Annotated in this window: 17 protein-coding genes; 9 read left to right on the top strand and 8 right to left on the bottom strand. The window is 61.1% G+C overall.

Going from position 1 to position 16,222, the window contains the following annotated elements; translation table 11 throughout:
* The first annotated feature begins 65 nt into the window (after positions 1-65).
* A complete protein-coding gene (locus ACR0JC_RS11655; RefSeq protein WP_170341043.1) occupies positions 66-893 on the top strand; it encodes an MlaA family lipoprotein in 828 nt (275 codons plus the stop codon).
* Positions 883-1,491 carry an MlaC/ttg2D family ABC transporter substrate-binding protein gene (locus tag ACR0JC_RS11650; RefSeq protein ID WP_170341935.1) on the top strand — a complete coding sequence of 203 codons (609 nt, stop codon included), beginning with the start codon at positions 883-885 and terminating at the stop codon, positions 1,489-1,491. The genes ACR0JC_RS11655 and ACR0JC_RS11650 overlap by 11 nt, the downstream gene beginning before the upstream one ends.
* A gap of 60 nt (positions 1,492-1,551) precedes the next feature.
* Here ACR0JC_RS11650 and ACR0JC_RS11645 read toward each other — a convergent pair whose 3' ends face one another.
* From ACR0JC_RS11645 to ACR0JC_RS11630, 4 genes are read right to left on the bottom strand one after another with little or no spacing between them, the layout of a single operon-like run.
* Positions 1,552-2,649 (bottom strand): ABC transporter ATP-binding protein, encoded by a 1,098-nt coding sequence (locus ACR0JC_RS11645; RefSeq protein ID WP_170341040.1) that lies wholly within the window; start codon positions 2,647-2,649, stop codon positions 1,552-1,554.
* Positions 2,650-2,652: 3 nt separating this feature from the next.
* Positions 2,653-3,552: a carbohydrate ABC transporter permease gene (locus tag ACR0JC_RS11640; protein WP_170341932.1), complete on the bottom strand. Its 900-nt coding sequence runs from the start codon at positions 3,550-3,552 to the stop codon at positions 2,653-2,655.
* Positions 3,545-4,417, bottom strand: coding sequence for a carbohydrate ABC transporter permease (locus ACR0JC_RS11635; RefSeq protein WP_093964102.1), 873 nt, complete (start codon positions 4,415-4,417; stop codon positions 3,545-3,547). Before ACR0JC_RS11635 ends, ACR0JC_RS11640 begins: the two co-directional genes overlap by 8 nt.
* Positions 4,418-4,474: 57 nt before the next feature.
* Positions 4,475-5,719, bottom strand: coding sequence for an ABC transporter substrate-binding protein (locus ACR0JC_RS11630; protein WP_170341930.1), 1,245 nt, complete (start codon positions 5,717-5,719; stop codon positions 4,475-4,477).
* A gap of 218 nt (positions 5,720-5,937) precedes the next feature.
* Here ACR0JC_RS11630 and ACR0JC_RS11625 point away from each other — a divergent pair, with 218 nt between their 5' ends.
* Both ACR0JC_RS11625 and ACR0JC_RS11620 read left to right on the top strand, forming a co-directional pair.
* Complete coding sequence (locus ACR0JC_RS11625; protein ID WP_170341928.1) at positions 5,938-6,675, top strand: response regulator transcription factor; 738 nt, start codon at positions 5,938-5,940, stop codon at positions 6,673-6,675.
* A complete protein-coding gene (locus ACR0JC_RS11620) occupies positions 6,672-8,111 on the top strand; it encodes a sensor histidine kinase (protein ID WP_170341926.1) in 1,440 nt (479 codons plus the stop codon). The genes ACR0JC_RS11625 and ACR0JC_RS11620 overlap by 4 nt, the downstream gene beginning before the upstream one ends.
* A gap of 17 nt (positions 8,112-8,128) precedes the next feature.
* Here ACR0JC_RS11620 and fliP read toward each other — a convergent pair whose 3' ends face one another.
* Genes fliP through fliF form a run of 4 tightly spaced genes read right to left on the bottom strand, consistent with a single transcriptional unit; the run spans position 8,129 to position 11,328 of the window.
* Positions 8,129-8,857 (bottom strand): flagellar type III secretion system pore protein FliP, encoded by a 729-nt coding sequence (gene fliP, locus ACR0JC_RS11615; RefSeq protein ID WP_170341924.1) that lies wholly within the window; start codon positions 8,855-8,857, stop codon positions 8,129-8,131.
* Complete coding sequence (locus tag ACR0JC_RS11610; protein ID WP_170341923.1) at positions 8,857-9,144, bottom strand: FliM/FliN family flagellar motor switch protein; 288 nt, start codon at positions 9,142-9,144, stop codon at positions 8,857-8,859. The genes fliP and ACR0JC_RS11610 overlap by 1 nt, the downstream gene beginning before the upstream one ends.
* A complete protein-coding gene (locus tag ACR0JC_RS11605) occupies positions 9,137-9,733 on the bottom strand; it encodes a FliH/SctL family protein (protein ID WP_170341921.1) in 597 nt (198 codons plus the stop codon). Before ACR0JC_RS11605 ends, ACR0JC_RS11610 begins: the two co-directional genes overlap by 8 nt.
* A complete protein-coding gene (fliF, locus tag ACR0JC_RS11600) occupies positions 9,733-11,328 on the bottom strand; it encodes a flagellar basal-body MS-ring/collar protein FliF (RefSeq protein ID WP_170341919.1) in 1,596 nt (531 codons plus the stop codon). The genes ACR0JC_RS11605 and fliF overlap by 1 nt, the downstream gene beginning before the upstream one ends.
* Before the next feature lie 119 nt (positions 11,329-11,447).
* Here fliF and ACR0JC_RS11595 point away from each other — a divergent pair, with 119 nt between their 5' ends.
* The 5 genes from ACR0JC_RS11595 (at position 11,448) to ACR0JC_RS11575 (ending at position 16,147) form a co-directional block, all read left to right on the top strand.
* Positions 11,448-11,945: a flagellar basal body-associated FliL family protein gene (locus tag ACR0JC_RS11595; RefSeq protein WP_170341917.1), complete on the top strand. Its 498-nt coding sequence runs from the start codon at positions 11,448-11,450 to the stop codon at positions 11,943-11,945.
* A 9-nt stretch (positions 11,946-11,954) separates the two neighbouring features.
* On the top strand, positions 11,955-12,509 hold the full coding sequence (locus ACR0JC_RS11590; protein WP_170341915.1) for a hypothetical protein: 555 nt from the start codon (positions 11,955-11,957) through the stop codon (positions 12,507-12,509).
* Between the two features lie 65 nt (positions 12,510-12,574).
* Positions 12,575-13,090: a MotE family protein gene (locus ACR0JC_RS11585; RefSeq protein WP_254430785.1), complete on the top strand. Its 516-nt coding sequence runs from the start codon at positions 12,575-12,577 to the stop codon at positions 13,088-13,090.
* A gap of 46 nt (positions 13,091-13,136) precedes the next feature.
* Positions 13,137-14,006, top strand: coding sequence for a flagellar motor stator protein MotA (gene motA / locus ACR0JC_RS11580; protein WP_170341910.1), 870 nt, complete (start codon positions 13,137-13,139; stop codon positions 14,004-14,006).
* A complete protein-coding gene (locus ACR0JC_RS11575) occupies positions 14,003-16,147 on the top strand; it encodes a hypothetical protein (protein WP_480763948.1) in 2,145 nt (714 codons plus the stop codon). Before motA ends, ACR0JC_RS11575 begins: the two co-directional genes overlap by 4 nt.
* Positions 16,148-16,222 lie beyond the last annotated feature (75 nt).

Here is a 16,222-nt window from a genome sequence, read left to right as displayed (position 1 = left end):
CGAGAAAACGTATTGATTGAGTGTCCGGCTGGATTACATCCGGACGATCGGGAGTAACCAAGACCGTGTCCAACCGGATCCGTTTCAAGCACATCGTCGCAGTGTCGCTGTTCGCGGTTCTGTCGGCCTGCGCGTCGCAACCCCAGGACGCAGCGGCCCGCGGCGAGGTCTTCGACCCCTACGAAAACGCAAATCGCGGCATTCACAAGTTCAATCTGGGCGTCGACCGGTTCCTGTTCCGCCCGGCCTCGAAAGGCTATGTGAAAATCGTACCCGACCCGATGGTCACCAGCTTCAACAACTTCGCTGAAAACATCTCGTTGCCCGGACAGGCCGTCGACTATCTGCTGCAGGGCAATCTGAAACAGTCGGGCAACGCCCTGCTGCGGTTCGTGATCAACTCGACCGTGGGCGGGTTCGGTCTGTCCAAACCGGCGGATGAGTTGAACCTGCCGCCGGTTGATACCGATTTCGGCGAAACGCTTCATGTCTGGGGCTTCGGCGAAGGGGCTTATGTCGAACTGCCGTTCTACGGCCCCTCGACGACCCGGGATGCGGTCGGCGTTGTGGTCAACCTGTTCTCGAACCCGATCAACTTCTCGCCGACGCGACCGGCCGACAACCTGGGCGTCTATGCCGAGGTGGTACGGCGGATGGGCGATCGGGGCAGATTCTCGGACACGGTCGACTCGATTCTGTACGAAAGCGCAGACAGTTACGCTCAGGCCCGCCTGATCTATTTGCAAAACCGCCGGTTCGAACTGGCAAGGGACGATGAGGATGCCTATCTGGGTCTGTATTCCGATCCCTACGCCGATACCGGCACCGACCCGGTCAGGGACCCATACCTTGACCCTTACGAGGACCCATATGAGGACCCCTATGCTGAATAACGCCATGAACCGCCGTACCTTTGCCGCCACCGCCCTGGCCGGGCTGGCCGTGGCTGGCCTTCCGCAGCAGACCCTGGCGTTGACCGAGGCCAGCGCGACACAACTGGTCAACAGCGTCGTTGCCGACATCACGCGCGTGATCGAGTCGGGCAAATCCGAAAGCGCCATGCTGCGCGATTTCGAAAAGATCTTCGTGCAATATGCCGACGTTCCGATCATGGCACGCTATGCGCTGGGCGCCGACGCCCGCAGCGCCAGCAATGCCCAGATGCGCGAATTCACCAAGGCTTTCCAAGGGTATATCTCGCGCAAATACGGTCGACGCTTCCGCGAATTCATCGGGGGTGAGGTCACCGTGAAGAATGCCCGCAAGATCAAGGCCGGCTACGAGGTTCGCAGCAGCGTCAAGCTGCGCGGCGAAGCGCCGTTCGAAGTGACCTTCCTGGTGTCGGACAAATCGGGTCGCGACAAGTTCTACAACATGTTCATCGAAGGCGTGAACCTGCTGCTGACAGAGCGGACCGAGATCGGCGCCATGCTGGATGCGCGCAAGGGCAACCTGGATCAGTTGATCAATGACCTGAAAAAGACCGGCTGAACCAACCGGTCAGAGTAGTGATGACGCCGCGCAGGATCCCTGCGCGGCTTTTTTCGTGGCTCAGTTCAGGCGTTCGCCTGTCGCTTTCGCAAAATAGGACACTTTGCTCATGTCAAAGGCCAGGTTCAGCATCTGACCGGCCCTGGCACTGGTCTCAGCATGCAGGCGGGCTGTGACCTGTTTGCCGCCCAGTTCCGACACGACGTAGGTATCGGCACCGGCCGGTTCGACCATATCGACCAGGCAGGCGGCCTCTTGCACACCGGCACCAGCGCGGAACCCGGATTCAGCGATATCCTCGGGGCGCAGGCCCAGGATCACCTCTTCGGGCAGGTCCAGATCGCGCGTATCCGTCAGCACGATCGGGTCAGCCCCATCCCGCGCAATGGCGACCTGCGTGCCGGTCCCGTTGCGCTGGACCCGCGCCGGGATCAGGTTCATCGCCGGCGAGCCCATGAAATCGGCCACGAACAGGTTGGCGGGGCGATTGTATATCTCGGCCGGAGTGCCGATCTGCTGCACCACACCGCCCTTCAGCACCACGATCTTGGTGGCCAGGGTCATCGCTTCGATCTGGTCATGGGTCACATAGACGATCGAGGCATCCAGCGTCTGATGCAGCTTCTTGATCTCGGTCCGCATCTCGACCCGCAGCTTGGCGTCCAGGTTCGACAGCGGTTCGTCGAACAGGAACAGCTTGGGGTCGCGCACCAGCGCCCGGCCCATCGCCACACGCTGACGCTGACCACCCGACAATTGGCTGGGGCGGCGGTTCAGCAACGGCTCGATCTGCAGAAGCGAGGCGACCTCTTTCAGCTTGGCGTCCTGAGTTGCCTGATCGACGCCGCGCACCTTCATGCCAAAGGTGATGTTCTTGGCCACCGACATGGTCGGGTACAGGGCGTAGGACTGGAACACCATCGCGATGTCGCGGTCTTTGGGGCTGACATGAGTCATGTCCTTGCCGCCAATCGACAGCGTCCCGCCCGAGATCGGCTCGAGCCCGGCGATGCAGTTCAGCAGGGTCGACTTACCACAGCCGGAAGGGCCGACCAGCACCAGGAAGTCGCCCGGTTCGATCGAGATGTTGATGTCCTTCAGAATCTCGGTTGCGCCGTAATTCTTGTACAGGTTTTGGATATCGAGGATGGGAGCCATGGGTTATCCCTTCACGGAACCGGCGGTCAGGCCGCGGATGAAATACTTACCGGCAACGACATAGACGAGCAGCGTTGGCAGCCCCGCGATGATCGCGGCGGCCATGTCGACGTTGTACTCTTTGACGCCGGTGGTTGAGTTGACGATGTTGTTGAGCGCCACGGTCACGGGCTGCGTGCCCGCCTGGCTGAACGAAACGCCGAACAGGAAATCGTTCCAGATCTGGGTGAACTGCCAGATCACGGTCACCACGATGATGGGCAGCGACAGCGGCAGGAAGATCGACCAGAAGATCCGAAAGAACCCGGCACCATCCACTCGCGCCGCCTTGGTCAGCTCGGCCGGGATGGTGACGTAGTAGTTGCGGAAGAACAGCGTTGTGAAGCCAAGCCCATAGATCACGTGGACGAAGATCAGGCCCGGAATGGTTCCGGCGATCCCCATCATGCCCAGCAGACGCGCCATCGGCAGCAGGACCACTTGGAACGGGATGAAGCAACCGAACAGCATCAGAGAAAAGATGATGTTGGCCCCTTTGAAACGCCACTGCGCGACGACAAATCCGTTCAACGCCCCCAGAAGGGTCGAGATTGCCACGGCAGGGACCGCAATCAGGACCGAGTTCCAGAAATAGGGCCGCAGGCCTTCGCACTGGATACCGGTGCAGGCGCCTGACCAGGCGGTTTTCCAGGCATCCAGACTGACCTCGCGCGGCAGCGAGATCAGCGATCCCGTACGAATTTCCTCGAGGCTTTTGAGCGATGTGGTCAGCATCACGAAAAGCGGCATCAGGTAGTAGAGCGCAAAAAGACCAAGCAGGACATACAGCAACCAACGCAGGGCAATCTTGCCCGTGGCACTCTGGCTGCGGGTTCGGGTTTGGGGCATCGACAGATCAGTCATTTTTCGCCCTCAGTTCTGAGTAGAGGTAAGGAACCACGATGGCAAAGACGACCAGCATCATGATCATCGCGGACGCCGCCGCCTGGCCGATATCGCCGCGCGAAAACGCCATCGCGTACATGTATGTTGCGGGCAAATCGGTTGCGTAACCCGGACCACCGCCTGTCAGGGCAATGACAAGGTCAAAGCTCTTGATCGCAAGGTGCGCCAACACGATGAAGGCCGACAGGAAGATCGGAGCCATCGACGGAATGATGATTGCCGTATAGATCCGCCAAGTGGGGATGCCATCGACCTGCGCGGCCTTGATGATCTCACCATCCACCGAGCGCAGTCCGGCCAGGAACAGCGCCATGACAAAACCCGAGCTCTGCCAGATCGCGGCGATGACGATCGTGTAGATCGCGTAGTCCGGGTTCACCAGCCAGTCGAACTTGAAATTCGGAAAGCCCCAGCCCTGGACCATGGCCTCGATACCCAGACCCGGGTTCAGGATCCACTTCCACGCGGTGCCGGTCACGATCATCGACAGCGCCATCGGGTAAAGATAGATCGTGCGGATCGCGCCTTCGACGCGGATCTTCTGATCCAACAGGATCGCCAGCAGCAGGCCCAGCACCATCGCAATCACGATGAACAGCGCGCCAAAGACGTAGAGGTTGTTGATCGCCGTGTCCCAGCGGGGCGAGTCAAACAGGCGTTCATATTGGATGAAGCCCTTGATCTCGTATTTCGGCAGCAGTTTCGATCGGGTCAGCGACACCCAGGCAGTCCATCCGATAAATCCGTAGACAAATATCAATACGGCGATGAACGACGGTGCCAGCACCACCTTGGGAAGGTGGTTTTCCAGCCATTCGGACATTTTTTCCTCCGGGGAAAGATGCTCTGCCCCGCAGTATAGGGGGCAGAGCGTGTTGGATCAGTAGCTGTTTGCCACCGCGTCCGCCAGTTGCTGAACTGCGTCAGCCGAGGACATATCCGAGTTGAAATGCGCGGTCACGACGTCGGTGATCGCACCAGCCTGCGCACCGCGCAGCGCCATGCCATGCGCGTAGGACGGCAGCAGCGAGCCATTGGCGGACGAAGCGCCCATGTCTTCGGCCGAGATCTTGGCGCAGATGTCGAACTTGTCCAGTGCGACGTCGGTCCGCGCCGGAATCGAACCCTTGTTCAGGTTGAACACTTCCTGGAACTTGGGGGCCACGATCAGCTTGGCGAGCAGCTCCTGACCGGCGCGCTTGTCGTCGCCGTCCACGTCGAACATGGCAAAGCTGTCGACGTTGTACAGATAGCCGTCACCGGGGGTCGAGGCACACAGGAAGTCTTCGCCGGGGACTTTGCCGGCGGCCAGGAATTCGCCCTTCGCCCAGTCACCCATGATCTGGAAGGCGGCCTCACCGTTCATGACCATGGCGGTGGCCAGGTTCCAGTCGCGGCCCGAGAAGTTCTCATCAACGAACCCGCGCAGGGTGCGCATCTGGTCAAAAATCTGAACCATCGTGTCCGAGGTCAGAGTCTCGGGGTCCAGATCGACAAAGGCCTTCTTGAAGAACTCGGGTCCACCGATGCCCAGCGCAACTGCTTCGAAGACGGTTGCGTCTTGCCAGGCCTGACCACCGTGGGCCAGCGGGATGATACCTGCGGCCTGCAGCTTCTCGGCAGCGGCGTTGAACTCTTCCCAGGTGGTCGGCATCTCGATGTCATTGGCGGCCAGGATGTCGGCATTTGCCCAGATCCAGTCGATACGGTGCACGTTGACCGGTGCGGCACACCAGGTGCCTTCGCACTGCATGTGCGCCGCGATCGAGGCGGGCAGGACTTCGGCCCAGCCCTCGGCCTCGGCAACGTTCGAAATGTCCGCCAGAACACCCTCTTCGTACCATTCCTGGATCGCCGGGCCTTTCAGCTGAACGGCGGTCGGCGCGTTGCCGGCCAGAACGCGGGCGCGCAGCGCGGTCATCGCCGCGTCTCCGCCGCCGCCTGCAACGGGCATATCCGTCCAGGTGCCGCCATTGGACGCGAATTCCTCCTGCAGAACGGCGACCGACTTGGCCTCGCCGCCCGACGTCCACCAGTGCAGAACTTCGGCCTGCGGTTCGGCCATCACCGACGTGCCAGCCAGAACGGCCAGCGACGACGCCGTGGCGAGTGCGAAACGTTTCATGTTTGGTATCCTCCCAGATCCTTGTTTGCTGCCGCGGGGCAGCGATGCGGGACATTACCGGCAGCGGCTTGCCGTCTGGCAATGACAAATTTCCCATGTATCCGGCGCGGGCTGCAAATTTTCCCGCCTTTTGTTACAGCGTGTTACGTTGACCTTGAATCTGTTGCAGTCTGTTACAATTGAGGGCAGCGTCGAGGGGGAAATCGGGGAGGAACAGCGTGAGCATTCCACGTCTGCTGGTTGTGGATGACGATCCGGAAATCCGGTCGATGTTGACCCAGTTCTTTCACCAGAACGGGTTCATTGCCCTGCCAGCAGCCACCGAGCGCGAGGTGCAGGCACACCTGAAATCAGGCCGCATCGACCTGATCCTTCTGGACGTCATGCTGGGTGACGAGAACGGGGTCGAGATCTGCGCCCGGCTGCGCCGCGAGCAGGACGTGCCGATCATCTTCGTGTCGGCCCTGTCGGCCGATCACCAACGCATGGCCGGGTACGAGGTTGGCGCCGACGACTACATCGCCAAGCCGTTCAACCCGCAACTGCTGCTGGCGCGCGTGCGCGCGGTGATGCAGCGCGCGCGGCGCACGCCATCGCTGGCCTATCGTCGGCGTATCCGTACGTTCCGCTTCGGCGGCTGGGTCTATGACGGCAAACGTGACGAGGTGCATGCCCCGGACGGGTACCAGGTGTCGCTGTCGCAGCGCGAAACCGCGCTGCTCAAGGTGCTGCTGGCCAACCCGCACATTCCGCTGACCCGCGACGAGATCGCCGCCGCGCTGGACGTGACCGGCACCGGTGACAAACCCGAAGCGCAGGGTCGGGCCATCGACGTCCTAGTAGGGCGGCTGCGGTCCAAGATCGAGACCAACCCCAAAGATCCGCAGATGCTGCGCACGGCCCGCGGTGTCGGCTATGTCTTCGCCTGCGAGGTCACCGTGGAACAGGAGGCATGACCCTGCGCCTGCGGGATCTGGGCTGGGCCTGGAGCCTGGGTGCGTTTGCTGCCGGGTTACTGGCGGCCGGACTGTGGTTTTCATCCGTTCGCAACTGGGACGCATATCTGACCCGGGCCTATGTTGCCGGGTTCTCGGTCTACGAAGATCTGCGCAAAGGTCGCGCCTCGCATCCCGACGTGTTGATCACGCCACTGCCGCCCGAGGCCGCAAGTCTGGCCGATGCGGGTGAATTCGAGCAGTTGCCCGACCTTGCAGGACGCCGGTTTCTGACCAACCTGTCCATTCTGACCGACAGCTCCGCGCCGCTCAGCGGGCGGAACCTGACGCTTGCGGTCTTGTCCGACCGGCTGGTCTATCCGGTATCCGACATCGTGTCAGGCAGCGATCAGACCGGGCCGCAGAAGATGGGCAACCTGACACGCCTGCTGGCCACCTATTGCAGCGAACCCATTCTGGTGGGCCGGTTCGGACAGGGCGCGTGGCAGAAGATCGACGGTACGCAGGTCTGGGGGTGCGATGCGGCCCCGGCCGACCTGCGCCTGCCTGCGATCTTTCTGGCCGTCGTGGCACTTGCGATCATTCTGACATCAGTCGGCAATGTGACAGACAGCTTTTTGCGGTTCTCCCAGTCGCTGCGTGACCGCCGGCGCAGCGGGGGTCCGGACAGCTACGACATGTCCGGGCCGGCCGAACTGCGCGACATCGTATCGGCGGTCAATACGCATCTTGAGGACGAACGCGCACAGCTGGAAAAGCGTGCCACTGTCTTGTCCGGCGTCAGCCACGACCTTGGGACGCCAGCGGCCCGCGTGCGTCTGCGCGCGGCGCTGATTCCGGACGCCGAGTTGCGAGAGAAGCTGGAGTCCGATGTCGACCAGATGACCGGCATGATCGAAAGCGTGTTGACCTACACCCGCTCGGAACTGAGCATCGAGGACCCGCGCCAGATCTCTCTCACCTCACTGGTCGAGTCGCTGGTTGCCGACTACCAGGATATGGATCTGCCTGTGACCCTGAAACAAGTCGCCCCGGTCGAGGTGGAGGGCGCGGCGTCGCTCTTCATGTCGCGGCGCGGGCATGGCTCGCTTCCGGAAACCCGCCGCATCCTTGTCATGGCGCGACCGATCTCATTGAAACGGGCGTTGACGAACCTGATCGACAACGCGCTGAAATACGGGCGCCACGCGACGGTTGAACTGGAAACCGACGCGGAAACCGCCACGATTGTCGTCGAAGACAAGGGAACCAACTTGTCCGTTTCGGATATCGAGGCGCTGATGGCCCCGTTCCGGCGCGGTTCGAACATCGGGTCGTCCGACGGGTTCGGACTGGGCCTGACAATCGTTGCAACTGTGGCAGAGCAGCATGGCGGCTCGCTGCGCTTTGAAGCGGGTGATCAGGGTCTGCGGGCACGGCTGCAGATCCGGCGCTGAGACTGTCCACACGCAGGCTAGGAATAGCTTCGCACCAAGGCACTTGCGATCAGGGACCACCCATCTGCAATCACGAAAAACGCCAGTTTGAACGGCAGCGAAACCGTGGCGGGCGGCACCATCATCATCCCCATCGACATGAGTACCGCGGCCACTACAAGATCGATGATCAGAAACGGTAGAAATATCAGGAATCCGATCTGGAACGCGCGGGCAACCTCGGACAGCATGAAGGACGGCATGAGAACCGACAGTGGCGCCTCCGGCGACAGCTCCATCGAAGCGGTGTCGGGGCGCAAGGCCGCCATGGCCCGAAACGTGTCACCATCCAGCCGCGCCACCATGAACTCGCGGAACGGCACCATGGCACGTTCCAATGCAGGCTCTACCGCGAGTGTTTCTTCGACCATCGGTCGGATCCCGGTGTCCCAAGCCTGGGTAAAGACCGGCTCCATGATGAAGTAGGTCAGAAACAGCGCCAGGCTGACGATCAGCATGTTGGGCGGGGACTGTTGCAATCCGATCCCCTGCCGCAGAATGGCCAGTACCGTGACCAGAAAGGGGAAACAGGTCACCATGATCGCAAGGCCGGGTGCCAGGCTGAGCACCGTGATCAGCAGGATCAACTGAATGGTTCGCGCCGATATGGATCCGCCGTCGCCCAATGACAGCGACAGCTCCTGTGCCGATGCCAGTGCTGGCGTCAGCACAAGGATCGCAATTGCACACCAGGCCGCCCGGCGCATCATCCAAGTCCGTTCTGGAAATCCGAAATCTCGGTCAGACGCACCGCCAATTGACCGGCATTGTCCCCCTCCATTTCCTCGAGCAGACCACGGGCGACCAATTGATCGCCGACATACAGATCCACCGGATCTTCGACCCGTTTGTCCAAGGTCAGAACGGCGTTCTCACCCATGGTCAACAGGTCGCGTATCAAGGGGCGCGCCCGACCAACGGAAACCGTCACCTCTATGGGAACGGCTTCGAACGGGTTGGGTCTTTCAGGTTTGGATGCAGGTGCGTCACTCATTTGACAAAGCCTCTTTTGCCTCAAAAACATATGCGTCGAAAGCGGCGGCGATCGCGTCCAGCAGCGCGGCGCAATCAACCTCGGACCGGGCGGTGCCGACCTGCAACCGCGCCTGACCCGGCAGCAACTCGGGGTCCGCGACGACCTTGGGGAGGGGCGTGATGTCGGCGGGCAACAACGCCTCGACATCCCCTTCAACACCGGGTGGAACCAACAGAAGGATCGGTTTTGCAACCTGCGCCTTGGCCATTTCGCTCAACTGCTCGATCACGCGGGCGGCAAGCCCCCGATCCAACGCGTGCGGAAGGACGGTCTGAACCAGAGCACTGAACATCGGTTCAAGCGACAAGGTCATCCGGGTCAGAGCTTCGTGGTAGGTGAAGGACATATCGGAGAAGGCAGCCCGCATATCCTCGGTCAGCGCAGCGCGACCTTGGGCTTGGGCCTGCAACGCATCCTCCCACCCGGCACCATATCCGCGTTCGAAAGCGGCAAGCCGCTCTTCCTCCAAAGCTTCTTCGTCCAGCAATCGCAGATTCGCGCCGTCGGCCTGAGCGGTGAAATCCTCGAGCAGGTGGGCGATCGACATCACACCTTCTCCTCGTTTTCTTCCAGCCAGCTCCGCAGAATTTCGACCGTCTCTTCCTGTTTGTCCCCGATCATGGCGCGCAGACGGCCGACCGCATCTTCGCTTGCCGTGGACCCAATCGCAGGCACAGAGCCTCCGTTTTCACCCTGGCCTGTGAGAGCGCTGAATTCCTGTCCATCAGCTTCTGAGATTTCACCGACAAGAAATGGCGCGCCGCCATCGGCGGAGGCTTCGGCAGGCGGCAAGGCTGGCACTGCGGCCGAACCGGTCAGGATCGGCCGGATCACGAACAACCCCATGACCAGCGATACGATGGCCAACACTGCCATCTGTATCAGCGACATCGTATCCAGATGGATGCTTTGCCAGACCGAAGCGGTCGCCAATGTTCCTTGCGGTTCGACATTGGGCAGTTCCAGGGATTTCAGCGTGATGACATCCCCGCGATCCGCATTGAAGCCCACGGCCGAGGCGACAAGCTCTTCCAGAGCGTCCAGTTCCGGCTGTGCCATCGGCATAAAAACCTCGGCACCGGTGGCGTCCGTTGTTCGGGTTCCGTTGACCAGCACGGCAACCGTCAGGCGTTTGATGGCCCCCGGCACCCGCAGAACTTCAAGCTCGGTCTCTGAAACCTCATAGTTGATCCGCTCGCGGGTTTGCGTGGCTGAAGAATTCGATTCATCGCTGCCATTGCCGTCCCCGTCCGGCAGGTTGGACGCGACCGTCACATCAGACGATTGATTGCGGGAGGTATCCGACCGTTCCTCGACATCGGTGCTGATTGCGACACGGCCCTTGGGGTCGAACCGCCGCTCTCTTATGGATTCGGTCTCGGTGACCGTGTCGACGCTGACTTCGACCACCGCATTGCCAGGTCCGACGCGTGCCTCGACCAGCCGCAGGACGCGGTCGCGCAGGACCTTGGCCTTGTCATCGGCAGTGTCGGCGGCAACCGCCGTCTCTTGCGGGCCGATCACCGCACCGTTGGAATCGATCACCGCGACATCCTCGGGCGCGAGGCCGGTCACGGCGGAGGCCACCAGAAAACGGATCGCCTTGGCCTGCTCAACCGTGATCTTGGCCCCGGATGGCACCAGATAGACCGAAGCGGTTGGCGAAACGCTCGGCTGGAACGGGCTTGTGGACCCGCTGGCAATGTGAACCCGCGCCTGCCCTACGTGAGGACTGCTGACGATGGTTCGCGCCAGTTCACCCTCCTTCGCGCGCCAATAGGCAGCGTCGAACATCTGCGAGGTTGTACCGAACCCACTCAGCGTATCCAGCAGTTCATAACCCCGGCTGCCATTTGCAGGCAGACCCTCGCTTGCCAGGGTCATGCGCAACTCGTCGCGTTGCGAGCCCGGAACATAGATTGAGCCGCCACGAATCTCGTAGGTGACACCGCGTTGATCCAGGGCCCGGACGATATCCCCCGCTGCCCCGCTTTCCAGCCCCGCATAGAGGAGTGTCATGGATGGCGATGTCACCAACCGCGACATCGCCAGGACACTCAGGAACACGACGACAGCCGCCCCCGCCACGATGATTTGTTTGCGCCTGCCCAAACTTGCCCAGACAGTTCCGATCTGCTGCACGCTCACCTCCGACTCGCCGACATTCTGTGCGGCTCGTGCCCTGTTTGAACGATTGCCCTTAACAATCGGTTAGTCCCTGCGGGGTTATGACGGGTGCCGAACGCAAGAATGAGGACGCCATGACAGACGCGACCGTGGATGAGGCAGAAGGCCCGAAGAAGTCAGGCAAAAAGGGACTGATGATTGGCGCGGTTCTGGCGCTGCTGGGTGCTGCGGGCGGGTACTATGTGACCGCGTCCGGGCTTTTGGGCAAAGCCCCAGAGGCCGAAGGAAAAACAGCGGAAACCGCGGACGTCGGAGATGCAATCGATGCGTTGCCGGATGTCGGGTTCGTCGACCTACCGCCCGTGATCGTGTCCGTGAATTCCGGCGATTCGCGCCATCTGAAATTCCACGCTCAACTTGAGGTGGCCGCCGGTCACGAGGCCGAGGTGGAAAAGATGATTCCCCGCATCATGGACGTGATGAACGGCTATCTCCGGGCCATCAACCTGTCTGACCTCGAAGACTCGCTGGCTCTGGTTCGCATCCGCGGGCACCTGCTGCGGCGCATCGGCATCGTCGTTGGCGAAGGTCGGGTACGTGACGTTCTGGTCACGGAATTCGTATTGAACTAGGAGGCGAAATTGGAACTGATCTCGGACATTCTGCTGGTCGCCGGCGCCTTGGGGGCCGGATTGTACTGTTTTGTTCTGTCCCGACGCCTCAGGCGGTTCACGGACCTGGAGCGGGGCGTCGGTGGCGCGGTTTCCGTGCTGTCCGCACAGGCGGAAGAACTGAAAAAATCCCTGGATGCCGCGCGTGCTGCATCTGACCAGTCCGGACACAAACTGCAGGATCTGACCGAGCGCGCCGAGTCAGTCGCACAGCGGCTTGAGTTGATCATGGCGTCGATGCACGACGTGATCCCTGAGGACAAACCCGCGACTGAAGCGCCTGCAAGTTCCTCGGCCGAAACCACAAACCCGTCACCGCTCGAGGCGGAACCGGTCTCGCTGAAAGAGGAATCCGGGCCTCGAGCACCCGAGCAACCCGCCAAGCCTGCAGCTGTGGAACCAAAGCCATCCAAGCCGGAAGCCGAGGTCAAATCCACCAACGACTCCGCAGAGGATCCGGGCCCGATTCCCAAAGGCCTATTGTTCTTCAGGCACAAGGCGCAAGGTAGCGAGGCCCGATCCTGATGCGCAGCCTGCAACCTGCCCAGCGTCGACCGCGTGGTGGCGTTCTGACCCTCATTTCAGCCTTGATGATCAGTTCCGCCATCTTACGGCTGGGGCTGGAGGCTGGGCCGGCTTTGGCAAGGGGGTCTGACCCCTCGGAAGTCTCGGCACACAGCGCCGGCTCGGACGAAAAGCCGGACATGCAAGCCTTGCTGACCGAATTGCTGCGTCGGGAAGCAGCCGTCAAACAGCGGGAGAGCGTGCTGCGCGACAGGGAGCGTGCCCTGGAGATTGCCAACGAGGCCATCGCGACGCGCCTTTCCGCTTTGCAAGAGGCCGAGGTATCGCTGCGCGAAACATTGGCCGTGGCGGACAAGGCGGCTGAAACCGACCTTACCCGTCTGACCGATGTCTATCAGAACATGAAGCCCAAGGACGCCGCGGCGCTGTTCGAAACGATGGACCCGGTTTTTGCGGCCGGTTTCCTGTCGCGTATGCCGCCTGAGGCTGCTGCGGGTGTGATGGCCGGTCTCAGCCCCGAGGCCGCCTATACCATCAGCGTCGTAATGGCCGGACGCAACGCCAACGCCCCCACTGAGTAGCCGCCATGAGCCCCACCCTCAAAGACCGCTCTGCCGGAGAGACCACATGATCGGAATTCTTGGAATCGTCGTTATTTTCGTAATGGTGTTCGGCGGCTACCTCGCCGCCGGCGGCAAGATGGCCATCATCCTCAAATCTCTGCCGTTCGAGATGATGATGATCGGCGGGGCTGCCATCGGCGCCTTTCTGATCAGCAATGACATGTCGGCGGTCAAACACACGATCAAGGATCTGGGCAAGGTTTTCAAAGGCCCGAAGTGGAAGCCCGAAGACTACCGCGATCTGCTGTGCCTTCTGTTCTCGCTGATCCGGCTTGCCCGTTCAAATCCGGTCGAGCTCGAGCAGCACATAGAAGACCCTGAAAACTCAGCCATTTTTGCGGCCTTCCCCAAGATACAGGCGGACAAAGAGGCGGTGGACCTGATTTGCGACACCATGCGGTCGGCGGCGATGAACTATGACGATCCCCATCAGGTTGAAGAGGTTCTGGAAAAGCGGATGGATGCCAATTTCCACCACGCCATGCATTCCAGCCACGCCCTGCAAACCGTGGCGGACGGGTTGCCGGCACTGGGGATCGTCGCGGCCGTTCTGGGTGTGATCAAGACCATGGGCTCGATCGACCAACCGCCCGAGGTCTTGGGCAAGTTGATCGGTGGTGCCCTTGTCGGGACTTTCCTGGGCGTCTTTCTGGCCTACGGGCTGGTCGGCCCCTTCGCCGGAAAGCTGAAAGCGGTCGTGGAGGAAGACAATCACTTCTATCAACTGATCCGGGAAGTTCTGGTTGCAAACTTGCACAATCACAACCCCGCAATGTGTATCGAGGTTGGTCGCCAGAACACGCCGACCCACAATCGCCCCGGCTTCACCGAATTGGAAGAAGCCTTGAAAGAGATCAAGCAGGCAGCAGCATGATCCGGGTTTTGCTCCTGACCCTTGGCCTGAGCGCATCGGCAACTGGAGTGCTGGCAAAGGATGTTCCGGTGCGGTCCGGCGAACATGACGGCTTCACGCGGCTTGTTCTCAGCGTTCCTGCGGGCACCAACTGGAGCCTCGCCCACCGGAAAAATGGCGCGCGCTTGGCTGTCGAATTAGACGACGTGGAATTCAAGACCGGATCGGTCTTTGCACGATTGTCCGCAGGCCGGCTTGAGGCGATATCGCAGGCCGATCCCGGCGCACCGCTTGAGCTGGACTTCGGCTGTGACTGCGCCGCGACCGCTTTTTTGTACAAGGATACGATGATCGTTGTGGACATAGCGGCGCAAAAAGCCTTGCCTCCGCCAAGTCTGGACATTCCATCGATCATGATCCCAGAGCAGACTTCCAAACGTCGTCCACAGGCCGAAGCCCCATCAATTGAATTGGTTGCCCCCCTTCTGCAACTGGATCGCGATGGCCTGCAGCAGCGCCTTTCGACCCGTCTGTTGCAAGGCGCGGATCGCGAGCTTGTCGACCTGAACGTCACACCTCCGGGTCCGCGTGCTTCGGTGCCGGAAGCGCTTCCAGACATCGCGCGGGATCTGCCTGCCCATATCCAGGTAAGCTCGATCCTTGACGAGTTGGGCAAACTGGGAGAGCCACCTCTGCAACCTCTGGAGTCGCTGCCAGCGTGTATTTCGGATGCCGAATTGGGGTTCGACACCTGGTCTGACGGTCGACCCTTTGCGCATCAGGTGGCTGAGCTGCGTGCAGGGCTGTTCCTGGAGTTCGACAGGGTCGACAGATCCATCGCGCTCAAGCTCGCAAAGCTGTTGGCACACTGGGGTTTCGGTTCAGAGGCCATTCAGGTTCTGCAGTTGATGGAAGATGCATCGCCGGAACAGGAATGGGTTCGAGCGGTCGCGCAAATAATTGATGATCAGCCTGTATCAGAGCCTAATCAACTGCTTGGGTCGCAACGCTGCGACGGCGCGGTTGCCATGTGGGCCGCGATGGCGGATGGCCAGTTGCGGGATGATGCGCAGCAGGAACGGATGGAACAGGCGTACCTGAGGCTTCCTGAGCATCTACGCCGGATCCTTGGGCCCCGGCTGGCCGACATATTCGTCAAATCCGGTCAGCTTGAGGCCGCCCGGCGGGTGCTACGTTCGGTGGATCGCATCCAAACTCTGCAACACCCCGAGGTGACACTCGCGCAGGCAACTGTTGCTGCCGCTGAGGGAGATGCGGACACCGGCGACATTTTGTTGAACGACGTCATCGACAACCCAAGCTCGGATTTGGAAGCCCCGCTTGCCCTGGCCCGGCTTGTTGAAAAGAAGTGGGCAGAGGGTGGGGCCGTTTCTCGACGCCAAATCGATCTGATCTCGGGCTACGCGATCGAACTGCGCAATTCTGAATTGGGCCCGGTCATGGCCCGCGGTCACGCCCTGGCGCTTGCCCTGGGCGGCGAGTTTTCTGCGGCCTTCAATATCCTTGATGCCCATCGCGGAGACGAGACCTGGTCCGGCACGCGCAATCGTATCTTGCATCTGGCAGCAGAGCGCGCGGATGACCTGACCTTTCTGCTGTATGCAAGTACCCTGAAACCACACGATTTAGAGTCTATTTCGACCGGGACTTCGCTGTTGCTTGCCAAGCGTTTTGCGGACCTCGGCTTTGCCAAGCAAGCCCGAGACTTGACTGGTGCAGGTTCGGATGGGACACGCAGGCGCGAACGCGCCATCCTTCGGGCGCGGGCCGCGCTGCTGGAAAACCGACCGGATCTGGCCCTTCGCGAATTGGCCGAGGATCCCTCCGATGACGCTGAAAGGGTGCGGGCACAAGCCCTGACCGATATGGGCAATTACGCGGCCGCCGTTGAGGCTTGGCGAAACATAGGGGATGAGGATACCGCCGCGCGCCTGTCATGGTGGGCGGGGTTCAACTTGGAAAAAGTTGGGGCGAAGGACACAGCGCTGGGGCAGGTCATAGATCTGAGCTCGGCACTGCGTGCGCCAGTGCAGCGAGAACCGGACAAGCCAATTTCAGACGCTGAACAGCTGCTTGAGGCCAGCGCCGACACGCGGCAGAAGATAGCCGAATTGCTGAACGTGACAACTGAATTGGAATAGTCAGGATCCGCGCGACGAACAGCCGGCTTGTGCGCCTCGCATTGAGAGCATGCGCTTGTCTGAAAGAGCAAGCAC

This window comes from Ruegeria sp. CH5 (genome assembly GCF_056537025.1).
The sequence above is the reverse complement of the archived record's forward strand: the minus strand, read 5'-3'. Positions and strand labels throughout refer to the sequence as shown.